Annotated in this window: 22 protein-coding genes and 1 pseudogene; 10 read left to right on the top strand and 13 right to left on the bottom strand. The window is 36.5% G+C overall.

Annotation, left to right across the window (positions count from 1 at the left end; genetic code table 11):
* Positions 1-93: 93 nt before the first annotated feature.
* From AAHI02_RS06720 to AAHI02_RS06710, 3 genes are all read left to right on the top strand, one after another.
* Positions 94-354 (top strand): hypothetical protein, encoded by a 261-nt coding sequence (locus tag AAHI02_RS06720; RefSeq protein ID WP_346986037.1) that lies wholly within the window; start codon positions 94-96, stop codon positions 352-354.
* Entirely contained in the window at positions 326-598 is a 273-nt protein-coding gene (locus tag AAHI02_RS06715; protein WP_346986036.1) for a hypothetical protein, read from the top strand. The genes AAHI02_RS06720 and AAHI02_RS06715 overlap by 29 nt, the downstream gene beginning before the upstream one ends.
* Positions 599-897: 299 nt before the next feature.
* Complete coding sequence (locus AAHI02_RS06710) at positions 898-1,911, top strand: serine hydrolase domain-containing protein (RefSeq protein WP_346986035.1); 1,014 nt, start codon at positions 898-900, stop codon at positions 1,909-1,911.
* Positions 1,912-2,105: 194 nt separating this feature from the next.
* On the opposite strand, the gene AAHI02_RS06705 is transcribed toward AAHI02_RS06710, so the two are convergent.
* From AAHI02_RS06705 to AAHI02_RS06690, 4 genes are all read right to left on the bottom strand, one after another.
* Positions 2,106-3,539, bottom strand: a complete 1,434-nt coding sequence (locus AAHI02_RS06705) for a T9SS type A sorting domain-containing protein (RefSeq protein WP_346986034.1) — start codon at positions 3,537-3,539, stop codon at positions 2,106-2,108.
* A gap of 106 nt (positions 3,540-3,645) precedes the next feature.
* Entirely contained in the window at positions 3,646-4,608 is a 963-nt protein-coding gene (locus AAHI02_RS06700) for a hypothetical protein (RefSeq protein WP_346986033.1), read from the bottom strand.
* Positions 4,565-5,233 carry a patatin-like phospholipase family protein gene (locus AAHI02_RS06695; RefSeq protein WP_346986032.1) on the bottom strand — a complete coding sequence of 223 codons (669 nt, stop codon included), beginning with the start codon at positions 5,231-5,233 and terminating at the stop codon, positions 4,565-4,567. The genes AAHI02_RS06700 and AAHI02_RS06695 overlap by 44 nt, the downstream gene beginning before the upstream one ends.
* A 126-nt stretch (positions 5,234-5,359) precedes the next feature.
* Positions 5,360-6,259, bottom strand: coding sequence for a CorA family divalent cation transporter (locus AAHI02_RS06690; RefSeq protein WP_346986031.1), 900 nt, complete (start codon positions 6,257-6,259; stop codon positions 5,360-5,362).
* Between the two features lie 72 nt (positions 6,260-6,331).
* On the opposite strand from AAHI02_RS06690, the gene AAHI02_RS06685 reads away from it, so the two are divergent.
* The gene (locus tag AAHI02_RS06685) at positions 6,332-7,354 is read left to right on the top strand and encodes a beta-ketoacyl-ACP synthase III (protein WP_346986030.1); all 1,023 of its coding nucleotides are present in this window, start codon (positions 6,332-6,334) and stop codon (positions 7,352-7,354) included.
* A gap of 57 nt (positions 7,355-7,411) precedes the next feature.
* Here the strand turns inward: AAHI02_RS06685 and AAHI02_RS06680 are convergent, their stop codons facing one another.
* From AAHI02_RS06680 to AAHI02_RS06645, 8 genes are all read right to left on the bottom strand, one after another.
* A complete protein-coding gene (locus AAHI02_RS06680) occupies positions 7,412-8,581 on the bottom strand; it encodes a thioredoxin family protein (RefSeq protein ID WP_346986029.1) in 1,170 nt (389 codons plus the stop codon).
* A 180-nt stretch (positions 8,582-8,761) separates the two neighbouring features.
* Entirely contained in the window at positions 8,762-8,965 is a 204-nt protein-coding gene (locus AAHI02_RS06675; protein WP_346986028.1) for a hypothetical protein, read from the bottom strand.
* Between the two features lie 130 nt (positions 8,966-9,095).
* Complete coding sequence (locus AAHI02_RS06670; protein ID WP_346986027.1) at positions 9,096-9,296, bottom strand: cytochrome C551; 201 nt, start codon at positions 9,294-9,296, stop codon at positions 9,096-9,098.
* Positions 9,297-9,510: 214 nt separating this feature from the next.
* Positions 9,511-11,136 (bottom strand): L-glutamate gamma-semialdehyde dehydrogenase, encoded by a 1,626-nt coding sequence (gene pruA / locus AAHI02_RS06665; RefSeq protein WP_346986026.1) that lies wholly within the window; start codon positions 11,134-11,136, stop codon positions 9,511-9,513.
* Between the two features lie 165 nt (positions 11,137-11,301).
* Positions 11,302-11,442, bottom strand: a complete 141-nt coding sequence (locus AAHI02_RS06660) for a hypothetical protein (protein WP_346986025.1) — start codon at positions 11,440-11,442, stop codon at positions 11,302-11,304.
* The gene (locus AAHI02_RS06655) at positions 11,432-12,403 is read right to left on the bottom strand and encodes a DNA topoisomerase IB (RefSeq protein ID WP_346986024.1); all 972 of its coding nucleotides are present in this window, start codon (positions 12,401-12,403) and stop codon (positions 11,432-11,434) included. Before AAHI02_RS06655 ends, AAHI02_RS06660 begins: the two co-directional genes overlap by 11 nt.
* 9 nt (positions 12,404-12,412) lie before the next feature.
* Complete coding sequence (locus AAHI02_RS06650; protein WP_029296925.1) at positions 12,413-12,580, bottom strand: hypothetical protein; 168 nt, start codon at positions 12,578-12,580, stop codon at positions 12,413-12,415.
* A complete protein-coding gene (locus tag AAHI02_RS06645; protein WP_346986023.1) occupies positions 12,577-13,047 on the bottom strand; it encodes a DUF6526 family protein in 471 nt (156 codons plus the stop codon). Before AAHI02_RS06645 ends, AAHI02_RS06650 begins: the two co-directional genes overlap by 4 nt.
* A 192-nt stretch (positions 13,048-13,239) precedes the next feature.
* Between AAHI02_RS06645 and AAHI02_RS06640 the strand changes: the two genes are divergently transcribed.
* The 3 genes from AAHI02_RS06640 (at position 13,240) to AAHI02_RS06630 (ending at position 15,385) form a co-directional block, all read left to right on the top strand.
* Positions 13,240-14,076 (top strand): GLPGLI family protein, encoded by an 837-nt coding sequence (locus AAHI02_RS06640; RefSeq protein WP_346986022.1) that lies wholly within the window; start codon positions 13,240-13,242, stop codon positions 14,074-14,076.
* Positions 14,077-14,394: 318 nt separating this feature from the next.
* Entirely contained in the window at positions 14,395-14,883 is a 489-nt protein-coding gene (locus AAHI02_RS06635; RefSeq protein WP_346986021.1) for a hypothetical protein, read from the top strand.
* Positions 14,804-15,385, top strand: a complete 582-nt coding sequence (locus AAHI02_RS06630) for a hypothetical protein (RefSeq protein WP_346986020.1) — start codon at positions 14,804-14,806, stop codon at positions 15,383-15,385. Before AAHI02_RS06635 ends, AAHI02_RS06630 begins: the two co-directional genes overlap by 80 nt.
* Positions 15,386-15,501: 116 nt before the next feature.
* Here the strand turns inward: AAHI02_RS06630 and AAHI02_RS06625 are convergent, their stop codons facing one another.
* Positions 15,502-16,236, bottom strand: coding sequence for an SDR family NAD(P)-dependent oxidoreductase (locus AAHI02_RS06625; RefSeq protein ID WP_346986019.1), 735 nt, complete (start codon positions 16,234-16,236; stop codon positions 15,502-15,504).
* 163 nt (positions 16,237-16,399) lie between these two features.
* Between AAHI02_RS06625 and AAHI02_RS06620 the strand changes: the two genes are divergently transcribed.
* From AAHI02_RS06620 to mnmE, 3 genes and pseudogenes are all read left to right on the top strand, one after another.
* The gene (locus tag AAHI02_RS06620) at positions 16,400-16,756 is read left to right on the top strand and encodes a helix-turn-helix domain-containing protein (RefSeq protein ID WP_346986018.1); all 357 of its coding nucleotides are present in this window, start codon (positions 16,400-16,402) and stop codon (positions 16,754-16,756) included.
* A gap of 170 nt (positions 16,757-16,926) precedes the next feature.
* Positions 16,927-18,697: pseudogene (locus AAHI02_RS06615) on the top strand (aminopeptidase P family protein).
* A gap of 527 nt (positions 18,698-19,224) precedes the next feature.
* Positions 19,225-20,610 (top strand): tRNA uridine-5-carboxymethylaminomethyl(34) synthesis GTPase MnmE, encoded by a 1,386-nt coding sequence (mnmE, locus tag AAHI02_RS06610; protein ID WP_346986017.1) that lies wholly within the window; start codon positions 19,225-19,227, stop codon positions 20,608-20,610.
* Positions 20,611-20,693: the final 83 nt, after the last annotated feature.

Here is a 20,693-nt window from a genome sequence, read left to right as displayed (position 1 = left end):
CTTTAAGTGCAGATGTTTTTCATATTAATTTGTTTTGGTTCAGGGCAGAATCATGATGCTGCCCTGTTTTTTTATTCATTAAAACTAAAAGTGATGAGAGCAAAGATAAAACTCGCATTCCGAATCGTGATCGACCATAATTCTGAAATGGTCTGGGATCAATATATTTTTGAAGATACTTATTTTGAATATAAAATTCAACATCAGGTTTTTGATGATCCGGAAAATCTGGTGAAAAATTACTGGGAGCTTCTGGCGAAAAATCCTCAAGCCGAAAAAAATGCCTTTTTTGCTGAGTTCGGCAGTCGTAAATTATGTTTCACAATTGAAAGGCGAAATCAAAAGTCTTCCTGATGTTTTGGGAAATACTTTTTTCCCTTTTGAAAGTTTTAAACTTGATTTGATCAGCTCAAATATCGAAGACCCTTCAAAACATAAAATCGGACTTACATTTTATACTCCTGAATTGCTTTTAATTGATATTATCGACAATAAATACCTTTTGAGCAGCAATACAGATCGCAAACATTCTTTTGAAACTTTTATGTTTGCTTTTCATCCGCAAGTTGCAATATCCTCTTACAATCTTCTGGAATAAAGCATTTAATGCAAATCGTCCTAAGTCAAATAATCCTTTATTATAATTTTATAGTTTTCATAGACAGAAATTCTTATCCGAGATAAAAATTAAGAACAGAATAATCGTTTTTTTAAATAAAATATTTTAATTAGCAGATCATATAAATTTATCTGAGAATATGGATTGACGATAGAAAGTTTTAGCGGCTTCAAAAAAAAGAGTTACAAAAGTAAAAATTACCCATCGTCATTTTTTATCAGCTTACTTCTTCCTAGCTTTGAAATGTATAACTTTCAAAGTAAGTTAATGTGAAAAATATGAAATGTTTTTATCTCATCTTCTCTATACTATTAATGGGGTGTCAAACTACGAATCAAACTCCAAACGAAGTGATTAACCACTATTTCCGGAATGGGAAATTCAATGGAAGCATATTAATCACTCAAAATGATCATGTCATTATGGATACTGTTTTCGGTTACCGGGATTTACATCAAAAAGCAGTACTGCAAAAAGAGACGCCATTTTATATTGCTTCATTAAGCAAACCCTTCACTGCTATTGCTATTTCTTTATTGGTGGAAAAAGGGCTTCTTTCATTCGATGATTATGCCGTAAAGTTTATTGATCTTCCTGCCTATGCCCATCATGTTACCATAAAACAGTTGCTGAATCACACTTCAGGAATAAAAGATTATGAAAATATACTCATAAAAAAAGGTTTGACCAATAATGAGGTAATTCACTGGCTTCAAAGTCAGTCCAGATTAGACTTTAAATCCGGAAAAAAATTTCAATACAGCAATTCCGGCTACATTATACTGTCCTTAATTATCGAAAAGGTTTCCGGAATGTCCTATGCCCAATTTTTAAAAGAAAACATTTTCGATCCTCTGCAAATGCACCACACCACAGTTTATGAATCAAATACAATTATTCCTGATAAGGCCATAGGGTATAACAGCAATAAACAAGTGGATGATTATTCTATTCTGACGACAGGAGACGGAGGAATTTATGCTACGGCAGAAGATCTTTACAAACTGGACAGGGCGTTAAGAACCAATCAGTTATTATCAGAAGAAAGCGCCCAATTACTGTATCAGACACCGATTTTGGAAGCCGGTACTCATTCTGAATATGGATCAGGCTGGTTTATTGAAAAATCTGACGGGACGATGATTGCTCAACATACGGGTGGATTGGCTGGTTTCAGAAGTCTCTTTTGGAGAGATCTAAAAAACGGCAACACCATCATTGCGCTTACCAATCAAGGGGATGCTTTTCCTGTATTTGATTTTCTGAACGATATAAAGAAAACGTTGAAATAATTAGGCACCAGAATAAATGAACGATAATAGTAAAATACTATGGATATGAATAAAAAGCTGTTTTAACAGGCGTTTTTCTTTTATTATTGGTAAAAACTTTTGGGCAATCGAAAGAAAAGATCATTGATGATTATTTCAATGTATTAGTTAAAAATCAATAATTCAGTGGCAATGTTTTAGTGGTTGATAAATGGTTATTTTTTAATGATTCGTGAGTTGAAGACTTGCTTACCTTTTGAATAAATGCGTACCTGGTAAATTCCGGATAGTAATGAGTTTAAGTTCAGATCAAGATTCTGTTTATCCAAAAAATGATAGGTAAATACTTTTCTTCCGGACATATCATAAATCTCTGCCGTAAGGTCTTCATATTTCTTATCCAGGTCGACGGAAATAGTATTAACAAAAGGGTTAGGGTAAATCTTATGAGTATAAGAGATTTCGGGCTCCTGCGTTCCCAAATTGGAAAGATTATTAAAGAGATAGACGGCTCCTGCACTGGTACTGATATTGGCTCCTGTGGAATCAAAATCATGATCCGGTGCTCCAACGGCAACAGTATTGTTATTTACACTTAATCCGTAACCGAATCCGTCATAAGGATGAGAGTCACTGTTGAAAATTTTCTGTTTCTGTACCCAGAAATTATTTTCCAATCTATACAAGAATACGGCACCGCCATTGGTAATATCATTAGTAGCACCAGGCGCACTGATAGCCAGCAGATTGTTACCCATAGATATTCTTGTTCCGAAGTAACCGGCTCCATTACTTATTGTCTGTATATAATTATACTGATCAGTTGCTGCATCATACTTGTATATGGCGACAAATGCCGCGAATTGTGCAGCCGTTATAAAAAGGTAATCATCTTTAGCATAGATTGTAAATCCGAATATGCTTGAGCCTGTTGCCGGAGAATTGATCGTCTGGCTAAGTTCCCAGTTGTTTGAAGAAATATTTTTTTTATAAATAGTAACCTTGCCTGCATTAGTTGTTCCATTAACAGTTTCGTTGGAAGTCCCTACAAATATCTTGTTGTTGTAAACATAAGGATTTGTGTTATAGATAGAAGGGAAATTTTGTTTAAAATCAAATAACTGCGTGTTGCTGTTATATTCGTAAATATTAAAGCCTTTTCCTTCGGTACCTACAGCCAGAATATTGGATTCGGCACTCAAACGGTATCCGAAATGGGTATAGGCAGCGGCAACAGAAGGCACGATTTTTTGCGATTGAACCCAGTCTCCGTTATTATTTTTACTGAAAAAATAGACAGCACCGACCGCGAAGCTGGTACCCGATTTTTTTTCTGCTGCGCCGATAAAAAGTTTGTTATCATCTCCTAAGGCAAACGTTTTTCCAAATTCGTCACTGCTGTCCCGATCGTTGGCAACTAGTTTATTTTTCTTTATCCATGAGTTATTTTGCCGTTCAAATACATAAAAACTTCCGGCCTTGAAGATACTATTTTGGTCATTTTCATCATAGTAATTTCCATACAGCGAGCTGTATAAAAAATTATCTTTCAGCAGCAGATTAAATCCAAAAAAATCTCCGCCCATTCTTACAGGTGGAGTCAGCTTAGTGGTTTGGATAAAATTTTGAGCTGAAAAACTGGTGATCAACAGAAAAAATGAAATTATGTAAAGTTTTTTTCATTGAATTTCTAAGTATGGTTAAAATTTTTGTCAAAAGTAAGCAATTATTTATTATTAGATTGAATGTCTCTTTTTACCCCACCGTCTTTGTATCTTCTTCTTTCAGGATCTTTTTCTCCTTCATTGAAAGCATCATCCGTTCGTATTTGTACTTTTGCCAGTCGAAATTACTGAGGAAATCGAGAGCGGCCTGAAATCCGCGGTTGAAGAGTTCTTCTTTTTCTTCCCTTTTCATAAAGAAATTCAGCCAGCTGCTGCTTCCGCAATTAACCGTCTGAATGCTGAACAAATGATAAAAAGTATGTTTGGTAAGAAAGGTTTTATCGTTAAATCCTTTCAGGGTGCTGATGATATTTCCGGCATAGGTGAGGGGAGATTTCAGGATTTGCGCACTCGTTTTTCTTTTATCGGAAAGCAGATCGGAATCGCTGGTGAGCTGCACCCCAAACAAGGGCATCCTCGGATAAAAAATATCAGCGGCATGGAAAAGATCGATAGGAAAATTTGAAATGCTTCCGCCATCTATGAAAACTCCGGTAGGATTGATATCTTCAGGTTGGATATTCATCCAGAATTTCCAGGCATATTTCACAGAATCATCATCTTTATTGATTGCTTTTTGCATAGGTTCAAAAAAGAAAGGAACCGACATGGAAGCACGCACGAATTCTGCAGGGCTGGCGTGTTTCAGTTCTTCTTCAGACCAGTACAGATTGGCCATCGTAGGGAGTTCAACTTTTATTTTAGCATTGATATCTGTGGTCACTACAATGTATTCGGATTTCAGCAGGTAGAAAGGATCTTTTTTGTAGTACTCATTATTCACGGTACTGTCATAGAAAATTTTATACCTGATTTCATCAATATGTTCACTATTATTGACTCTTATTTGCTCAATGCTCTTTAATGCCATTTGATAATACTGCATTTCGTTTCCATAGCGGTAGTTAAGGTTGAGATCTTTACCTGTTTTCACGAACTTTTCATTGAGATTAGCCACGGTCTTTATTCCAAAACTGTCTAAAGCTTTTTTCATGGCTGTTAAAAAAAGTATTTCCCGGATTAAGTCCTGAATTTCTCTTTTTAAGGTCTGTATAAATTTTTGCCAGGCATAAAACACCAACGATCACCAACAGTAAGGGGATTGAAAAAAGAATCTTCGTCTGCCATATTTTTTCTGTAGGATATACAAATGCCAATATTCCAAAAAATACCAGAATCCCAATGGCAATATATGAGTTGATTTTCAGGAAATTTTTATTGTTCAGCATGGCATGGATGGTGGTTCTTACATAAGGTTTTCCGTCCATAAAATCGGCAAAGTTCCAATTGAAAAGTATTTCTTTAATGATTTCGCTTTTGGGTTCTTCTTTGGTTTTGCAGGCAGCGATCAGCAGGGTATTGATGGCACCGGCACTGGTTCCCGCCACTTTCAGAAAACGGATCCCGAAGATTTCAAGACCATAGAGATAGCCTACCAGTGCGGTTCCCCAAACACCACCACCTTCCTGTACAAACTCTACATATTGATTTCCTGCGGCATCTAAGAGATCGGAAAATTCTTTTGCCGAAATGAGATCGTGCAAAGCCGCTAGCTTTTCCTTAGATTCTTTGGAAAGAATATCTTCTTCCAGAATTTTCTTGAGGTTTTCCGGTTTCATGGGTGATTTGGTTATGTTATTTTGGTTTAACGAAGATATTTAATTCTTGTTTTACAAAAACACCCCAGCGGAAATTTTTTCAGTCTTTGCAGCTGTTTTCATCACAGGGTAACGATTAATTCAACACTACCATTGTTTTCTTCGGGCATAAATAAAAGTACAGATGACAACCAAAGCCATCAATCCGAGGGTAAAGAAGTAGCCGTATTTGGTGTGCAGCTCCGGCATATTATCAAAGTTCATCCCGTAGACACCGGCAATAAAAGTAATCGGCAAAAAATAAACAGAATAGATCGCCAGCACCTTCATGACCTGATTGGCCTTCTGGTCAGATAATGCCAGAAACATGGAGATAAGGTTGGTAATCTGGATGTTCAGATGTTCAAAATCTGCCACTACATCTTTATGCTTATCTTTTAAATCAAAAGTTTCCGAGTCCTGTAAATCTAAAAGTTTAAATTTATCGATGGCATCAGTGGAAATAGTAAGAACCCTTGAATTTAATCCCGATTTCCTTTTCAGCTTATACAGTCTCTTGATCTGGTTGGTATGATTGGTGTTTTTAAGGAAGATTTCGTTTTCGATATTATCCATGGTTTCAAACAGACTTATAGATTCGTCATCAAAGCTTTTCATAATCAGCAGGGCGATCTTAAGGGCGATTTTTTCGGAAGTGATTTCAGTGGTAAGCTGAGAAACCTGTTTCTTCGTTTCGGAAAGGCTTTTGCTTTTCATCCGATGAATGGTAATAATGGTTTTTCCCAACAAAAAAATTCCGATTTTGGTGCTGATGTCGCTTATTGTGTTTAGGTTTTTACGTTCCAGCTCGGTACTTTCGCGCAAAAGGAAAAATTTTACATCTCCGTCTTGCTCATACTTCGGCAGGTGGTTCGGATCCAGGGTGTCTTCCAGGAGAAGATTATTGATCTCATATCTTTCATGTAAAAATTTCAGGTCCTCCGCTGACGGAGCTTCCACATCTACCCATTCGCACTGGGAGTCTCTGTAAATGGTCTCAATTGGCATATAGTAAAAATAGTGTATTTTAAAAAACTATGTATCAAATAAGCTTTATATTTGTCAAAATTAGAAAACTATATGATTAAAAGTACAATAAAAGGCATCGGATTCCATGTTCCGGATAACATTGTTACGAATGATGATCTAGCAAAATTAATGAACACCAATGACGAATGGATTACAGAAAGAACCGGTATAAAAGAGAGAAGGCACCGAAAAAACAGAAATGATTCTCAGGAAACCACGGCTTATCTGGCTTTTAAAGCTTCAGAAAAAGCAATTGCCAATGCAGGATTTACCTCAAAAGATATAGATTATATTGTTTTTGCTACACTTTCTCCGGATTATTATTTTCCGGGCTGTGGGGTTTTGCTTCAGGATATGTTAGGTTGTGATACAATCGGAGCATTGGATGTAAGAAACCAGTGTTCAGGATTTGTGTATGCGATGAGTGTTGCCAATGCTTTCATTAAATCAGGAACGTATAAAAATATATTAGTGGTAGGTGCTGAAATTCATTCTTTCGGATTGGATTTTACGGATGAAGGGAGAGGCGTGTCGGTGATTTTTGGCGATGGGGCAGGAGCAATTGTACTCTCTGCAACAGAAGATGAAAATGCAGGAGATATTCTGGCGGTAAACATGCATTCTGAAGGGAAATTTGCAGACGAATTGTGTACTCAGTTCCCGGGATCCAAATTCGGATGGAGCGACAGAATGAGAAAAGAACCTGAAAATGTGACGAACAAGGAAGTGTACCCGATCATGAACGGAAATTTCGTTTTCAAACATGCGGTAACAAGATTTCCTGAAACGATGCAGGAGGCTTTAGATAAGGCAGGTAAAACCATTGAGGATCTGGATATGTTTATTCCGCATCAGGCTAACCTTAGGATTGCCCAGTTTGTTCAGCAGAAATTCGGACTTCCGGATGAAAAAATCCATAATAATATCCAGAAATACGGAAATACTACAGCAGCTTCTATTCCTATCGCATTAAGCGAAGCGATTGAGGAAGGAAAGATCAAAAGAGGTGATCTTGTGTTGCTTTCTGCGTTCGGAAGTGGCTTTACGTGGGGAAGTGTTCTTTTTGAATACTAAATTAAAAGCATTAAATAAAAAATCCGCAGACTTATTACAGACTGCGGATTTTGTTTTTTACTGAATGTTTAAGCTTTTCAGTAGTTTTTCAGTATCAGAATAATCTTCTCCTGTTTTCTTCGCAAGCTCGATTGCTTTTTCGGCCCAAAGCTTGGCGTTTTTCTTATCTCCTAATTTATTGTAAAGGTTTGCCAGCGTATCTGTATTGGCAGAATTTTCATCTTTCTTTACCGATTCCTGTGCCCAGCTCAATGCTTTTTCCAAAGCAGGTTTATTGGTTACGTTTTCAAAGAAATTCCATGCAATAGAATTGAGTTCTTCCGACCCTAAAGCTGATGTATCTTTGTAAAGCTCCATGGTCAGTTTCTCGTAAGTTGCGATATCTTTATCCTTTAAAGCTCTGTTGGCTTTGGCTCTCGTTAAGATTTTTACTGCTTCGTCTTTTGTTAAAAACTTCTGTGTTTCGGTCATGAAATAGCTGTCATTCCATTTTTTTGTATCGGCATTGTAAGATTTTTTAACAATTGTATTAAGCTTAATGTTTTTGTCAAAAGCATCATATCTTTCAGCAGGAAGAACTTTGGTAATTTCAGCTTTCTTCGCCAGGAAAGTTTTATACAGCGGGCTGTCAGTACTCTGCGTCGCAGAAAGAAGCATCTGGATATCTTCTCTGTCAAGTTCTGTTTTTCCACTGAAATAACGTTCCAGAACTCTTGCAGCAAATTCGGAATCGCTATACATTGTGAGACCGGCAAGATTTTTCAGGAATGCAGGATCTTTTTCTCCGTCTTCGAATTTTTTCTTTAAAGTTCCCAGTCTTTTGCTCGGATCTCCGGCGTCTTTAGCAAACTGGATAAAATCTTTTTCTTCAACATATCCCAGCGTTCTGTGTACCAGCTCACCATTTCCGTCTACAAAAAGATAGGTTGGGAAAGCTTTTACATTGTACTTTTTGGCGATATCAATACCTTCTCCTTTTTCCATGTCGATTTTAGCATTGATAAAATTGGCATTGTAGTAATCTCCCACGTTCTTTTGTGGAAATACATTCTTTGCCATCAGCTTACAAGGTCCGCACCATGTGGTATAAGCGTCGATGAATACAAGTTTATTTTCTTTTTTAGCTTTCGCGAGAATAGTGTTGAAGTTAGTTTCTTCGAATTTGATTCCCTGTGCCAATGCAAATGCTCCGATGAAAAGAGCCGAGAATATTGATAGTTTTTTCATGATATTTATTATTGATTGCAAATGTAATAATTATGTTCACAAATCAGTCTTTATAATATAAAAATTGTTACAACTTTGGTTGGATTAATTTTTAAGGTTTAGGTTAAGTTTTAAATAGCCAATATTATAATAATTCAATTGCTTTTAAACATAAAAAACCGCAGAATTTCTGCGGTTATATCATTTTTTCATAGCTGAATCTGATTTCATTTTTACGCTGTCAGCCGTAGCAGATTCCGAGTGTGAGGCAGCGGTGTCACCCATATTATTCCTCATATAATCCTTGTTTCTTTCTTCTTTAAATTCTTCTCTTTTTTCTTTGTTCTGTGCGCAGCTTCCTAAAAAAAGTGAAGCCAATACCGCACCTGTCAATAATTTTTTCATAGAAATATTTTTTAATGTTAGTGTAATCAAATATAGTATTAAAAGACAAAAAATGAAAGATATAAATTGCCTGGACATAAAAAATCCTCAGAATTAATCCGAGGATCTTTGAATTTAAGTTAAACTATTATTATTTAACAGTAGTTGCTGAATCAGCTTTCATTTTCATGCTGTCAGGAGCAGTGGTTGTTGTAGTCACCGTATCAGTAGTAGTCGGTGCTACACTTGTCGTTGTATTGTCTACTGCTGTCGAATCTGTGCTACTATTTGACATTGATGATTCCTTTGTTCCGCAACTTACCGCTATTACTCCTAGTGCTGCGATTAACATTAATTTTTTCATAATACTTTGTTTAGTGTGAGTAAAACACTATTCAATAATTATTCCGAATTGATGGAATAATTACTAAATATTTAATAAAATAATTTAAAATATTGTTAATTAATTCATCAATAAAAAAGCTCCGGAATTAGATTCCGAAGCTGTATGTATGATAAGTAATAAGATTAATTAATACTCATTGCTGATTACTTTACTTATAAAATTACCCTAAATAAGGATATTTATAATCTTTAGGTGAAACAAAAGTTTCTTTAACAGATCTTACGGATGTCCATCTTAATAAGTTCATTTTTGATCCCGCTTTATCATTGGTTCCAGAAGCTCTTCCTCCTCCGAAAGGCTGTTGGCCAACAACTGCACCTGTAGGTTTGTCGTTGATATAAAAGTTTCCGGAAGCATTTTCTAGTGCCTTGAACGCTTCATTAATTGCATAACGATCCTGTGCAAAAACTGAACCCGTCAATGAATAAGGAGATGAAGAATCTACCAATTCTAAAGTTTCAGCCCATTTTGCATCGTCATAAACGTAAACAGATAAGATTGGCCCGAAGATTTCCTCAACCATACTTTCGTATTGAGGGTTTGTCGTTTCGATTACTGTCGGATGTACAAACCATCCTTTAGAATCATCAGTTTTTCCTCCGATTACTACATTGGCTTCGTTTGAAGAATTGGCTCTGTCGATATAGCCTTTACATTTTTCAAAAGAATTTTTATCGATTACTGCATTTACGAAGTTGGAAGGATCTTCAGGAGAACCAATTTTAATAGAATTGATTTGTTTTTCCATTACTTTTTTCACATCAGCCCAAAGAGACTGAGGAATATAAGCTCTTGAAGCCGCGGAACATTTTTGTCCTTGATATTCGAAAGCTCCTCTTACCAAAGCAGTTGCTACAGCTTCTACATTGGCTGAAGGGTGAGCAATCACAAAGTCTTTTCCTCCTGTTTCCCCCACGATTCTTGGGTATGTTCTATAGTTATGAATATTGTCGCCGATCATTTTCCACATTCCCTGGAAAACTTTTGTGGATCCTGTGAAATGAAGACCTGCAAAATCTCTGTGTGCCATTACTTTTTCTGCAGTTTCTTTTCCGTCTGTAAAAATCATGTTGATGACTCCCGCAGGAAGTCCGGCTTCAGTTAAAACATCCATGATTACTTTTGCAGAATAGATTTGCTTGTCAGATGGTTTCCAAACGACTACGTTTCCAAGCATCGCCATACAGGTAGGTAAATTTCCTGAAATGGCTGTAAAGTTGAATGGAGTAACCGCAAAACAGAATCCTTCTAATGGTCTGTATTCAACTCTGTTCCAGATTCCTGCATCGGAAACCGGTTGCTCAGAATACATCTCCGTCATAAATTCTACATTGAATCTTAAAAAATCGATGAACTCACAGGCAGCATCAATTTCAGCCTGGTGAACGTTTTTAGACTGTCCGATCATCGTTGCTGCGTTAATTACATCTCTGTAAGGCCCCGCTAAAAGATCAGCAGCCTTTAAGAAAATTGCCGCGCGATGTTCCCAACCAAGTTCGTTCCATTCTTTTTTTGCAGCTAATGCAGCGTCAATAGCATCATCAACATGTTGCATCGTTCCTCTGTGATAAAACCCGAAATCGTGTGCATGGTCCTGTGGCGACTGAAGCTGAACTTTATCGTCCGTTTTCACTTCTTTACCGTTGATTACCATCGGGATTTCTATCTTCTCAGCCCACATTTTCTTGTATTGAGCGATAAGGCTTTTTACTTCCGGAGTTCCCGGTGCGTAAGAATTTACCGGTTCGTTTACCGCAAATGGTACTTGCGAAATTGCTTTAGACATATTAGTTGTATATTTTTTTATTTGCTAATGATACAAATTTACAACAATTATTTGGGTAGATTATAATATGTGAATGGTCAATTTTGCTTTGCCAGTGAATGGTGAATTTTTAAAAGATTATTAAAATTGACCAGCGAAGCGGATTGACAATTCACTATTCATTCCTCATATCTTTTCGTTTTCCAGGATTTTCAGGACGAGTTTTTCCTCCTGGGTGAGATCTGCCTTACCGTCATTCTCCTCTATTTTTTCAAGTTCGTCGAGGTATTTCCTGATGGTGTTATTTTCATATAAATTAATTACCAATGGATGAACATAGTATTTCCGGCAAACCGTACTTGTATTTCCAAGATGAGAAGCAACAATTTCTAACGCTTCTTTTACTTTTTTTGTATTGAGTATTATTTTCTGCGTAGCCGATTTCTTTAAAAGCAATCAGTGCACTTACCGTTCCGGACCAGGTTCTGAAATCTTTTGCCGTAAAATCTTCACCGCTGATCTCTTTAATGTAATCATTCACCATTCCCGAATCAATGGAATGTCGGTTTCCTTCATCATCAATATACTGAAAAAGTTCTCTTCCCGGAATGTCTTTGCATTTCTGAACCAATCGAGCCAATCTTTTGCTTTTGAGATCGATATCATGCATTACTCCTTTTTTACCTTTGAAATGAAAGGAAATCTTCTGTCCCTGAATTTGAACATGCTTCCCTTTTAGTGTTGTTAAACCGAAAGAACCATATAATTTTTCATAAGCATTATTTCCTATCCTGATGTTGGTACGTTGCATAAGGCTTACAATCAATGCAAGGATTTTTCTCTTTTCGAAATTTCTTAAAGCCAGATCTTTTTCTACCTGAAGACGAATATCTGGCAGTGCATATCCGAACTGCAGCATTCTGTAAAACTTCGTATGATTTCGCAATGCACTCCAAAGCGGATGATAGCGGTATTGTTTCCTTTTCTTTACATCAAAACCAGTTGCCTGGAGATGGCCGTTATCAAGCGCACAGATCCATACGTTTTCCCAAGCCGGTGGAATAACCAGCTTGTTGATTCTAGTAATTTCATCTTTATCCCTGATTTTTTCGCCGTCTCTGTAATAAGAATATTTTTTTCCGGTTTTTTTGCGTGTGATCCCGGCTGTCTCTGCATCGGAGGTATAAATGAGATGTACCGCCTTTGCAGATGCTACCGGATCTTTCATAATTTTGACAATCTTTGAGGGCTTCAGATGGGAAATGATTTCTAAGTCTGAATTTTCCATAAGATCTGGTTAAGAGTTCCTACCCCTTGAAAATAGCCATAAAATAATAGCTATAACGCCAACTACTAATATGATCCCCCACCACATTCCGGCCTTGAAGATTGTTTCTACTGCTTCGCAGCTTGTAAGTGTCAGTAATGTTAATATTGCAATACTGTAAAAGCTCCATTTTTTCATAATAATATTATTTTAGTGTTTATTATTTTCAAACTCTGTGAAGATCGGCTCTCCATTTGATGATGGATTTTTTTGATCTCGTCTCCTTTCATATTTTCTTTCAGTGCTTTTTCGAGAAAAACTTTGAATTCATCATCGTAAGCGAATCTCAAAGCGGCGATCTGGCCAAAGGAAAGTTTTTCCTCCACGTCATCGGATCTCAATCCGAAAAGTTCAAAATACCGCTGCTTGAATTCAAGCCTCACGATACGATTCTGAATGACCAGTGCATAATGTTGCCTCAGCATGATGGCCAGGTAAAAAATCAGGAAAATCACTATTGAAAATAAAATCCATAACAGCTGATTTTGTTGGTCACTGAAAATCTTATATATTCCGATTCCTTCTAAAATGATTAATAACGGAAGAAAAACGAAATGATGAGGAGCATAAAATCGTACGTGATTTTTATAATTCTGACTTTCCATTTCTCGTATATTGCAATTATCTTTCCAAAATTCTTTAATTTCTGATCTAAATTTAATTTTGGCTGAAGAAATACGGAATTAGAGGCTTAAATATGATGTATGATACCATGTTGTGATAAAATATGAATTTAATTCACCTGTACATTGCTATATTTGAGTATATTAACACTTTAATTCAAATATCTGTACAAAATGATCAAGAAGATAATATTTATATTCACTATTTTGATTTCACTGTCTGGTTTTAGTCAAAAATACAATTTTACTTATCAGTACACCTTTAAACCCGACTCATTACATTTAGATAAAACCGAAACCGAGCTGATGGGCCTGTTTATAGATAAAAACGGATCAACTTACTTCAGCCTGGCAAAAGTAAAAAGAGATTCTGCAATCGCACAGAACATAAATTCAGATGGAATATCCTTAAATATGCCCGTTTCATTAAATACCTTTCCACAAGGAAAAGTTCGTGGTATAATTCAGAAAGACTGGCAATCCAATGAAGTAATATCTTACCTGCCTGTGAACACTGATCGATTTAAAATCATTCAGCACATTGCCTTCAATTGGCACATCGAAACAGAAACTGCTCTGATACAAGGTAAGAAATGCCAGTTGGCAACGGTAGAATATAAAGGCAGAAAGTATAACGCGTGGTTTACTAATGAAATTCCCATTTCTGAAGGGCCATATAAATTTGGCGGACTTCCGGGATTGATCGTCAAGATCGAAGACACAAAAAAACAACATATCTGGGAATTAAAAGGAATTGAAAAGTTTAGACATATAAAACTTAATTTGTCGGCCTATATTCCTGTGACCGAAAGCCAGTATAAAAAAGCCGTTGAAGATTACATCAGAGATCCGATGAACAGAATGAGGGAACTTAAGCAAAGATATGGGATTACCAGTCTTACGTCAACTTTGCCTGATGGAAGCTCATACTCAGATGTTGAGTATGAAAAAATGAGAATTAAGAAAATAAAGGAGAGTTTTAAGGAAAACAATAATTCCATAGAGCTTTGATTAAACATTTTAGAATTATGCTAGGATCTGATTAATTACGGGTTATTTAAAAAAAATCCTTACTTTAAAGAATATATTATTGCAATTATGGACAAACAATTAAAAAAATTTATAATCAAATCTGTTATTGTTTTAAGCGTAATACATTTGGCCTATTTTATCTATGGGTATTTCAAGTTTGAAGGAATCCGTAAAATCGATATTTATACAGAGTTTTACAGATTCAAATTTTATGATGACGTTTCTATTTCCCACTTTTTTATTACCGGCCTGTTTCTATTTTGCTTTTTTGTTTTATTATTGAGAAATCATTCCAAAATGAAATATGGTTTTTCCAATATGGTAAAAATTGGCGCTTCTTTATTACTTATTTCCTTTCTCTCGTTGACTTTTTTTATAAGCTACAGTTTTGGATTAAATGCCAAAATGAGACAGGAGCTTCCTGAAAAGGATTTTAATAAAGACAAAACTTTGCTGAATGTATTATACCCATTTTTGTACAATTATACTTCCTATAGCTCTGATAAATTATTCAATCCTGAAAATATTTTATATCCTAAACCTTATCCGGTGATAGCGGAGAAAGACACCATTTATTATGATCCTAATGATAAGGGAAATTATTCCGTTGAAACAAGCTATTATAGCATAGATACACTGAAAGTACTAAGTTCTGATTATAAAAATATAAGTTCTAAAATCCTGTCAGGAATGGATTATTTGGGACTTGAACCCAAGGAATTTACAAAAAGAATTATTTCCAAAAAAAGCGATCGGAGACAGTACGGAAATCATATTCAAAGGTAGTGAGGTAGATCCGGAATATGATGAGGATATCTGTATCTTTTTGGAAAATAAGATTTTATATAGTCCTGTCCATAACGTTTCTCAAACTACACAACAATATCAGAACGCCGTAACGAGATATAAATTGCTCTATAAATATGATCAGGATTCGCTGCTTCATTCGTTTCAGCGGCTGGACACTTTGTTTAAGAAATATAATATAGAATCACAGATCGTTCCCAAAGATTTGAGTCATGATGTCTTTTATTTCCGTGATCATAGCAGGGAACCTCTCAATGAGATTCGGAATACTTTTGATCGGGCTAGATTGAGGGAAACAGTTAATACGCTTGAACGTCTATTTTACAAACCCAATTATCTTCATCCGTCAATACAGATTATTTTCATGGTGGTCGTCCTAAGTGTTTGGATCGCTCTATTTCTGCTTTATCTGATCTGGAATTATATTAAAACAAGAAATCACAGGTTATCTACAGAAAATAAAGCAAAAACCACAATCTGAAAATCGTGCATCACAATAAATTGTTGAATTAAAAATTTATTGAAAAAAGCGTTGTTAAGGTTCATATTAAAAACCCTGACAACGCTCAACGCAAAAGCGAAATAAATTTTAAGGTATTATCTACGTATTGTTACACCGCCATCCACCGACAGGTAAGCTCCTGAAATATAAGAAGCTTCGTCTGAAGCCAGGAACACAATGGCATTTGCTATTTCTTCTGCTTCCCCGATTCGTTTCAGCGGAACCGCTGCTGCGATAGCATTTTTAATGTCTTCCGGCGTCTGTTGATTCATTGGGGTATCGGTTAATCCGGGAGCAACAGTATTTACCCGAATTTTTCTGTCTGCCAATTCTATTGCTGCCGTCCGTGCTATTGCATCAACTGCACTTTTTGTTGCAGCGTAAGCTCCCATTTGTGCATATCCGCTCACTGAAACTCCGGACGAAATAAGAACAATGGAGGCTCCTTCTGCTAAATGCGGAATCAGTTTTTGTAATGTGAAGAACAATCCTTTCACATTGATGTTGAACAAATCATCAAACACTTCTTCTGTTGTTTCTTCTATTGAAAATTGTTTTGCAATTCCTGCATTCAAAACAAGCACGTCAACTTTGTTTCCGCTTTCTGCTATTTCTTTCTCCAATGTTGCAATATCTGCCAATTTGGAAATATCAGAAGCTAAGGTCTTCAATTTTGGGCTGTTAATTTTTACTGATGCTGTCTGCAAACTATCAGTATTTCTTCCTGTTATCAAAACGTTTGCTCCTTTTGCAATAAACGTTTTTGCGGTTGCTAGTCCAATTCCTGCACTTCCGCCTGTAATGATTACATTTTTATCTGTGAAATTCATTTTTTAAATTTTAAATGATGAAAATTAATTTTTAGTCTAAGACTTTTGAATTTATTTGTTTTTGAAATCGATTTCTTTAACGATGCAAATGTAAAATGAATAAATTTATTTTAGTAACTTTGTAACTAAAAGTAACAGTAACTTTTGAGTAACAAAGTAACTTATGGAGGAAATAAAATGTTCGGATAACGACACCAACAAAAAACAGATTATGGCTGTTCATGATGCAATGGATGTATTGAATGGCAAATGGAAAATCTCAATAATTTCATCGGTTTGCTATTACAACAAACGGCGTTTTTCTGATATTCTGAACGATGTAAAAGGTATTTCCAATAAAATGCTCAGCAAAGAACTGAAAGAACTGGAAATGAACCAACTCGTAAAACGAATAGTCCTGGACACACAACCCGTAACGGTACAATATCAGCTGACAGAATACGGTTTGACTTTAAAAAAAATCATCGATACTTTGGCTGATTGGGGAACTGAACATCGGAAAGTAATTGTCGGGAAGTGAAAATAAGGCTATGACTTACTTAGATTTACCAGCTAAATTATTAAGATGGTATTTATTTGATCATTTATTATGCCGGATAAAATGCGGTAATAAATCCACTAAAACATAATATAACTCTGCCAGATAACCTTTAAATTCGTAACTTCACATCTTTAAAAATTATTCAAAAAATGACTTCAAAGGAAAAAATAGCTGCACTTCGGGAAGAAATGCAGAACAATAATGTTGATGCATTTATCGTATATTCTGCAGATCCGCATATGAGCGAGTACCTTCCGGAAGAATGGCAGGAAAGAGCTTGGCTTTCAGGTTTTTTAGGCTCTGCAGGTTTTGTGGTAGTCACTAAAGATAAAGCAGGATTGTGGACAGACGGAAGGTATTTTACCCAGGCTGCCATTGAACTGGAAGGTTCAGGGATTGATCTTTTTAAAGAAGGAATGGAAGGAACACCCAATTATATCGACTGGATCATCTCTGAAATCCCTGCAGAAGGAAGGGTTGCAGTAAATGCTTTGGCAACTTCCCATGCCAATTGGGAACTTCTGACTGAGAAATTAAATGCTAAAAATAAAACCCTACTGGATCTGCCTCTTCTGGATCGGATATGGAAAGAGAGAGGAACACCCTCTAAAAATCCGATTTTCGTTCATCCGATAGAAAGAGCCGGTAAGTCTGTTGCAGAAAAAATAGCAGCCATCCGCCAGAAAATGGAATCTATGGAGGCGACGGTTCATGTTATTTCAAGTCTTGACGATGTTGCCTGGACGCTCAATCTCCGAGGAAGTGATGTGCAGAGCAATCCTGTATTTTTAGGATATATCATCATTACTAAAAATGATGCAAAGCTTTTTACAGATCTTGAAAAGCTTGAAGTAGAAGCCAGAAAGCAGATGGATGAAGCCTGGGTAAAAATGATGCCTTACGAAGAATTCTATAACTGCCTGAAAGAATTTAAAAATGAAAAGGTTTTGGTATCGCCCAACAGCAATCAGTCTGTTTTTGAAGCATTAAAATCCGAAAATCAATTTATCAAAGCTCCTGTTCCGGGGAATTTAATGAAGGCCCAGAAAAACGAAACTGAGCTGGAAGGATTCAGGAAAGTAATGGTAAGAGATGGTGTAGCTATGGTGAAATTTCTCTACTGGCTTACACATAATGCAGGAAAGGAAGCGATGACCGAATATTCTATCGGCGAAAAACTGAGAGGTTTCCGTGCGGAAGGAGAAAATTTTGTCGGGGAAAGCTTCGGCAGTATTGTAGGATACAAAAATAATGGTGCGATCATGCACTATTCCGCAAAAAGCGAAGGTAGTAAGGAAGTAACTAATGATGCAAGCATTCTGGTAGATTCGGGAGGTCAGTATCTTGAAGGAACTACAGATATCACAAGAACTTTTGCATTGGGAACTGTTTCTGATGAGTTTAAAAAGGAATTCTACGTTGGTTTTGCAGGGAATGATCCGCCTTTCTATGGTGAAATTTCCAAAAGGAACAAGAGGAGTGCAGTTAGATGCGATTGCAAGGCTTCCGCTTTGGATGGATGGAAAAGATTTTAATCACGGAACCGGACATGGCGTGGGAAGTTTCATGAATGTTCACGAAGGCCCTCAGAATATCAGAAAAGATATGAATCCTCAGGAGCTTCTTCCGGGCATGGTATGCTCCAACGAGCCTGGATATTATGTTGAAGGTCAATATGGAATCCGTCACGAAAATCTGATCGCCGTAAAAGAATCTGAAACAACTGATTCAGGAACTTTCTACGAGTTTGAAACACTAACGTTCTGTCCGTTCTTTAAAGACACGATCGTTAAGGAAATCCTTTCTGAAGAAGAAATTACATGGCTGAACAGGTACCATCAAATCTGTGCGGAGAAAATCGGGCCTCATTTGGAAGGTGATGTAAAAGAATGGTATACACAATTGGTAAGTCCGCTTTAAAATAGACGACAACTTTTTATCTTCGAATTGAAAGATTTTCAATAGTAAGACTAAAATAAATATTAACCCCGCCCGGCAGGAACTGCCGGGCGGGGTTGTTCTGTGCAACCGTATTTTTACGGTAATAATTTTAGGGATTATCCTGAGGTTGCGGAAAACGAATGATTCTATCTTTGTGACAACAAACAAACATCATTCATCTTCATATAACTTAGTAAATTCAAAGCGGTAATCACTTCAGTTTCTGGAGTGATTTTTATTTTTAAACTATATTGATTTCCAGCTTTCCAGAATTCCATCTTTTTATCGATAAACAGTGAATTAGGTAGTAAACCCTAGCCCGGGTAGTAGCGGATACCCCACAGCACGCGCAAGGAAAGGTGAGGGGCGAGGAGTATGAGCGGATAACCGGAAATAGCTTCTTAAAAATTAATTTGAGAGTTGGAGTATGGTTATTTGATTTTGGCGAATCACTGCAATAGACAAAGGATATTTTTGTTTGTGGTGAAAAAACGTAAATTTGCAGTATGAATAATGATACCATTTGTGCGCTGGCTACGGCCAATGGAGTGGGAGCTTTGGGGATTATCCGGGTTTCCGGAGATGATGCTTTACCTGTAGTTCAGAAGAGTTTTCCCGGTAAAAACCTGGCAAAACAGAAGTCTCACACGATTCATTACGGGTATTTTATGGATGGAGAAGAGGCAATTGATGAGGTGATGATTTCTATTTTTCTGGCTCCGAAAAGCTTTACAACCGAAAATTCGGTGGAAATTGCGTTTCACGGCTCTCCGCACATCGGTAAACGTATTCTGGAAACACTGATCAAAAACGGTGCAAGAATGGCAAAAGCGGGAGAATTTACGCTTCGTGCTTTTATTAATGGAAGAATTGATCTTTCTCAGGCCGAAGCGATCGCAGATGTGATTGCTTCCGAAAATGAGGCATCCCGAAAGGTAGCGATCAGTCAGCTAAAAGGTGGCATTACCAATGAAATTTCTCTACTCAGAACTGATCTGCTGAATTTCGTTTCTCTGATCGAACTTGAACTTGATTTTGCGGAAGAAGATGTAGAATTTGCAGACAGAACTGCGCTTACTCAATTACTCAATAAAATCGAGATAAAACTTAACTCGCTTATCGAAAGTTTTCAGTACGGAAACGCTATTAAAAACGGAACTGCTGTTGCGATTATCGGAAAACCTAATGCAGGAAAATCGACTTTATTAAATGCTTTATTGAAGGAAGAACGTGCGATCGTTAGCAATATTGCCGGAACAACGAGAGATACCATTGAGGAAATTCTGCATATTAAGGGACATGCTTTCCGCCTGATCGATACAGCCGGACTTCGAGAAACGGTTGACGAAATTGAAGCCATTGGAGTAAAAAAAGCAAAAGAAAAAGTGGAGAATGCCAATATTCTGGTGTATTTGGCTGATGCGGGAACTGAAGATTTTTCCGAAGATATTGAAATGATTCGTTCTTTGTTAAGGAATGACCTGAAACTGATTATCTGCGCAACAAAAATTGATGAAGTCATGCCACATCATTATGAAAGACTGGAAGATGTTTTCAGAAAGGAAATTTCTCATGAGTTTGATTTTATTAAAATTTCTGCAGTTGAGAACCAGAATATTCAAGATCTTAAAAATGAGCTGTCCTCGTATGTTGAGCAGCTAAAAGCATCAGAAAATAATGTGGTAATCACCAACCAGCGTCATTTTGAAGCGTTACAAAAATCCCTAAACGCAGTGCATAAAGTAAATGAAGCGATATCATTCCGGATTTCTACCGAACTGCTGGCTTATGAATTGAGAAATGCATTGGAGCATCTAGGGGAAATATCCGGTGAAGTGACGAATGATGAGGTATTGGGTAACATTTTTTCTAAGTTTTGTATCGGGAAATAATTTAGCTTTTCTTTGATTTCTTTTTCTTTCTTTTGTTTGATTATCAATTATTTATAATAATTTTATTTTCTCTTTTTGGAGTT

It is taken from the genome of Chryseobacterium sp. POE27 (assembly GCF_039727685.1).
Taxonomy (GTDB): Bacteria; Bacteroidota; Bacteroidia; order Flavobacteriales; family Weeksellaceae; genus Chryseobacterium.
Note: the sequence above shows the minus strand (reverse complement) of the source record. Positions and strands in the feature narration are given on the sequence as shown.

Bases quoted from the DNA above. Each gene is read 5' to 3' on its own strand.
- AAHI02_RS06645 (WP_346986023.1), bottom strand. From the start codon at position 13,047: ATGGAAAGTCAGAATTATAAAAATCACGTACGATTTTATGCTCCTCAT.
- AAHI02_RS06625 (WP_346986019.1), bottom strand. From the start codon at position 16,236: ATGAATTTCACAGATAAAAATGTAATCATTACAGGCGGAAGTGCAGGA.
- pruA (WP_346986026.1), bottom strand. From the start codon at position 11,136: ATGTCTAAAGCAATTTCGCAAGTACCATTTGCGGTAAACGAACCGGTA.
- AAHI02_RS06710 (WP_346986035.1), top strand. From the start codon at position 898: ATGAAATGTTTTTATCTCATCTTCTCTATACTATTAATGGGGTGTCAA.
- AAHI02_RS06685 (WP_346986030.1), top strand. From the start codon at position 6,332: ATGATTAAAAGTACAATAAAAGGCATCGGATTCCATGTTCCGGATAAC.
- AAHI02_RS06680 (WP_346986029.1), bottom strand. From the start codon at position 8,581: ATGAAAAAACTATCAATATTCTCGGCTCTTTTCATCGGAGCATTTGCA.
- AAHI02_RS06700 (WP_346986033.1), bottom strand. From the start codon at position 4,608: ATGAAAAAAGCTTTAGACAGTTTTGGAATAAAGACCGTGGCTAATCTC.
- AAHI02_RS06650 (WP_029296925.1), bottom strand. From the start codon at position 12,580: ATGAAAAAATGGAGCTTTTACAGTATTGCAATATTAACATTACTGACA.
- AAHI02_RS06690 (WP_346986031.1), bottom strand. From the start codon at position 6,259: ATGCCAATTGAGACCATTTACAGAGACTCCCAGTGCGAATGGGTAGAT.
- AAHI02_RS06655 (WP_346986024.1), bottom strand. From the start codon at position 12,403: ATGGAAAATTCAGACTTAGAAATCATTTCCCATCTGAAGCCCTCAAAG.
- AAHI02_RS06640 (WP_346986022.1), top strand. From the start codon at position 13,240: ATGATCAAGAAGATAATATTTATATTCACTATTTTGATTTCACTGTCT.
- AAHI02_RS06670 (WP_346986027.1), bottom strand. From the start codon at position 9,296: ATGTTAATCGCAGCACTAGGAGTAATAGCGGTAAGTTGCGGAACAAAG.
- mnmE (WP_346986017.1), top strand. From the start codon at position 19,225: ATGAATAATGATACCATTTGTGCGCTGGCTACGGCCAATGGAGTGGGA.
- AAHI02_RS06695 (WP_346986032.1), bottom strand. From the start codon at position 5,233: ATGAAACCGGAAAACCTCAAGAAAATTCTGGAAGAAGATATTCTTTCC.
- AAHI02_RS06635 (WP_346986021.1), top strand. From the start codon at position 14,395: ATGAAATATGGTTTTTCCAATATGGTAAAAATTGGCGCTTCTTTATTA.
- AAHI02_RS06620 (WP_346986018.1), top strand. From the start codon at position 16,400: ATGGAGGAAATAAAATGTTCGGATAACGACACCAACAAAAAACAGATT.
- AAHI02_RS06675 (WP_346986028.1), bottom strand. From the start codon at position 8,965: ATGAAAAAATTATTGACAGGTGCGGTATTGGCTTCACTTTTTTTAGGA.
- AAHI02_RS06720 (WP_346986037.1), top strand. From the start codon at position 94: ATGAGAGCAAAGATAAAACTCGCATTCCGAATCGTGATCGACCATAAT.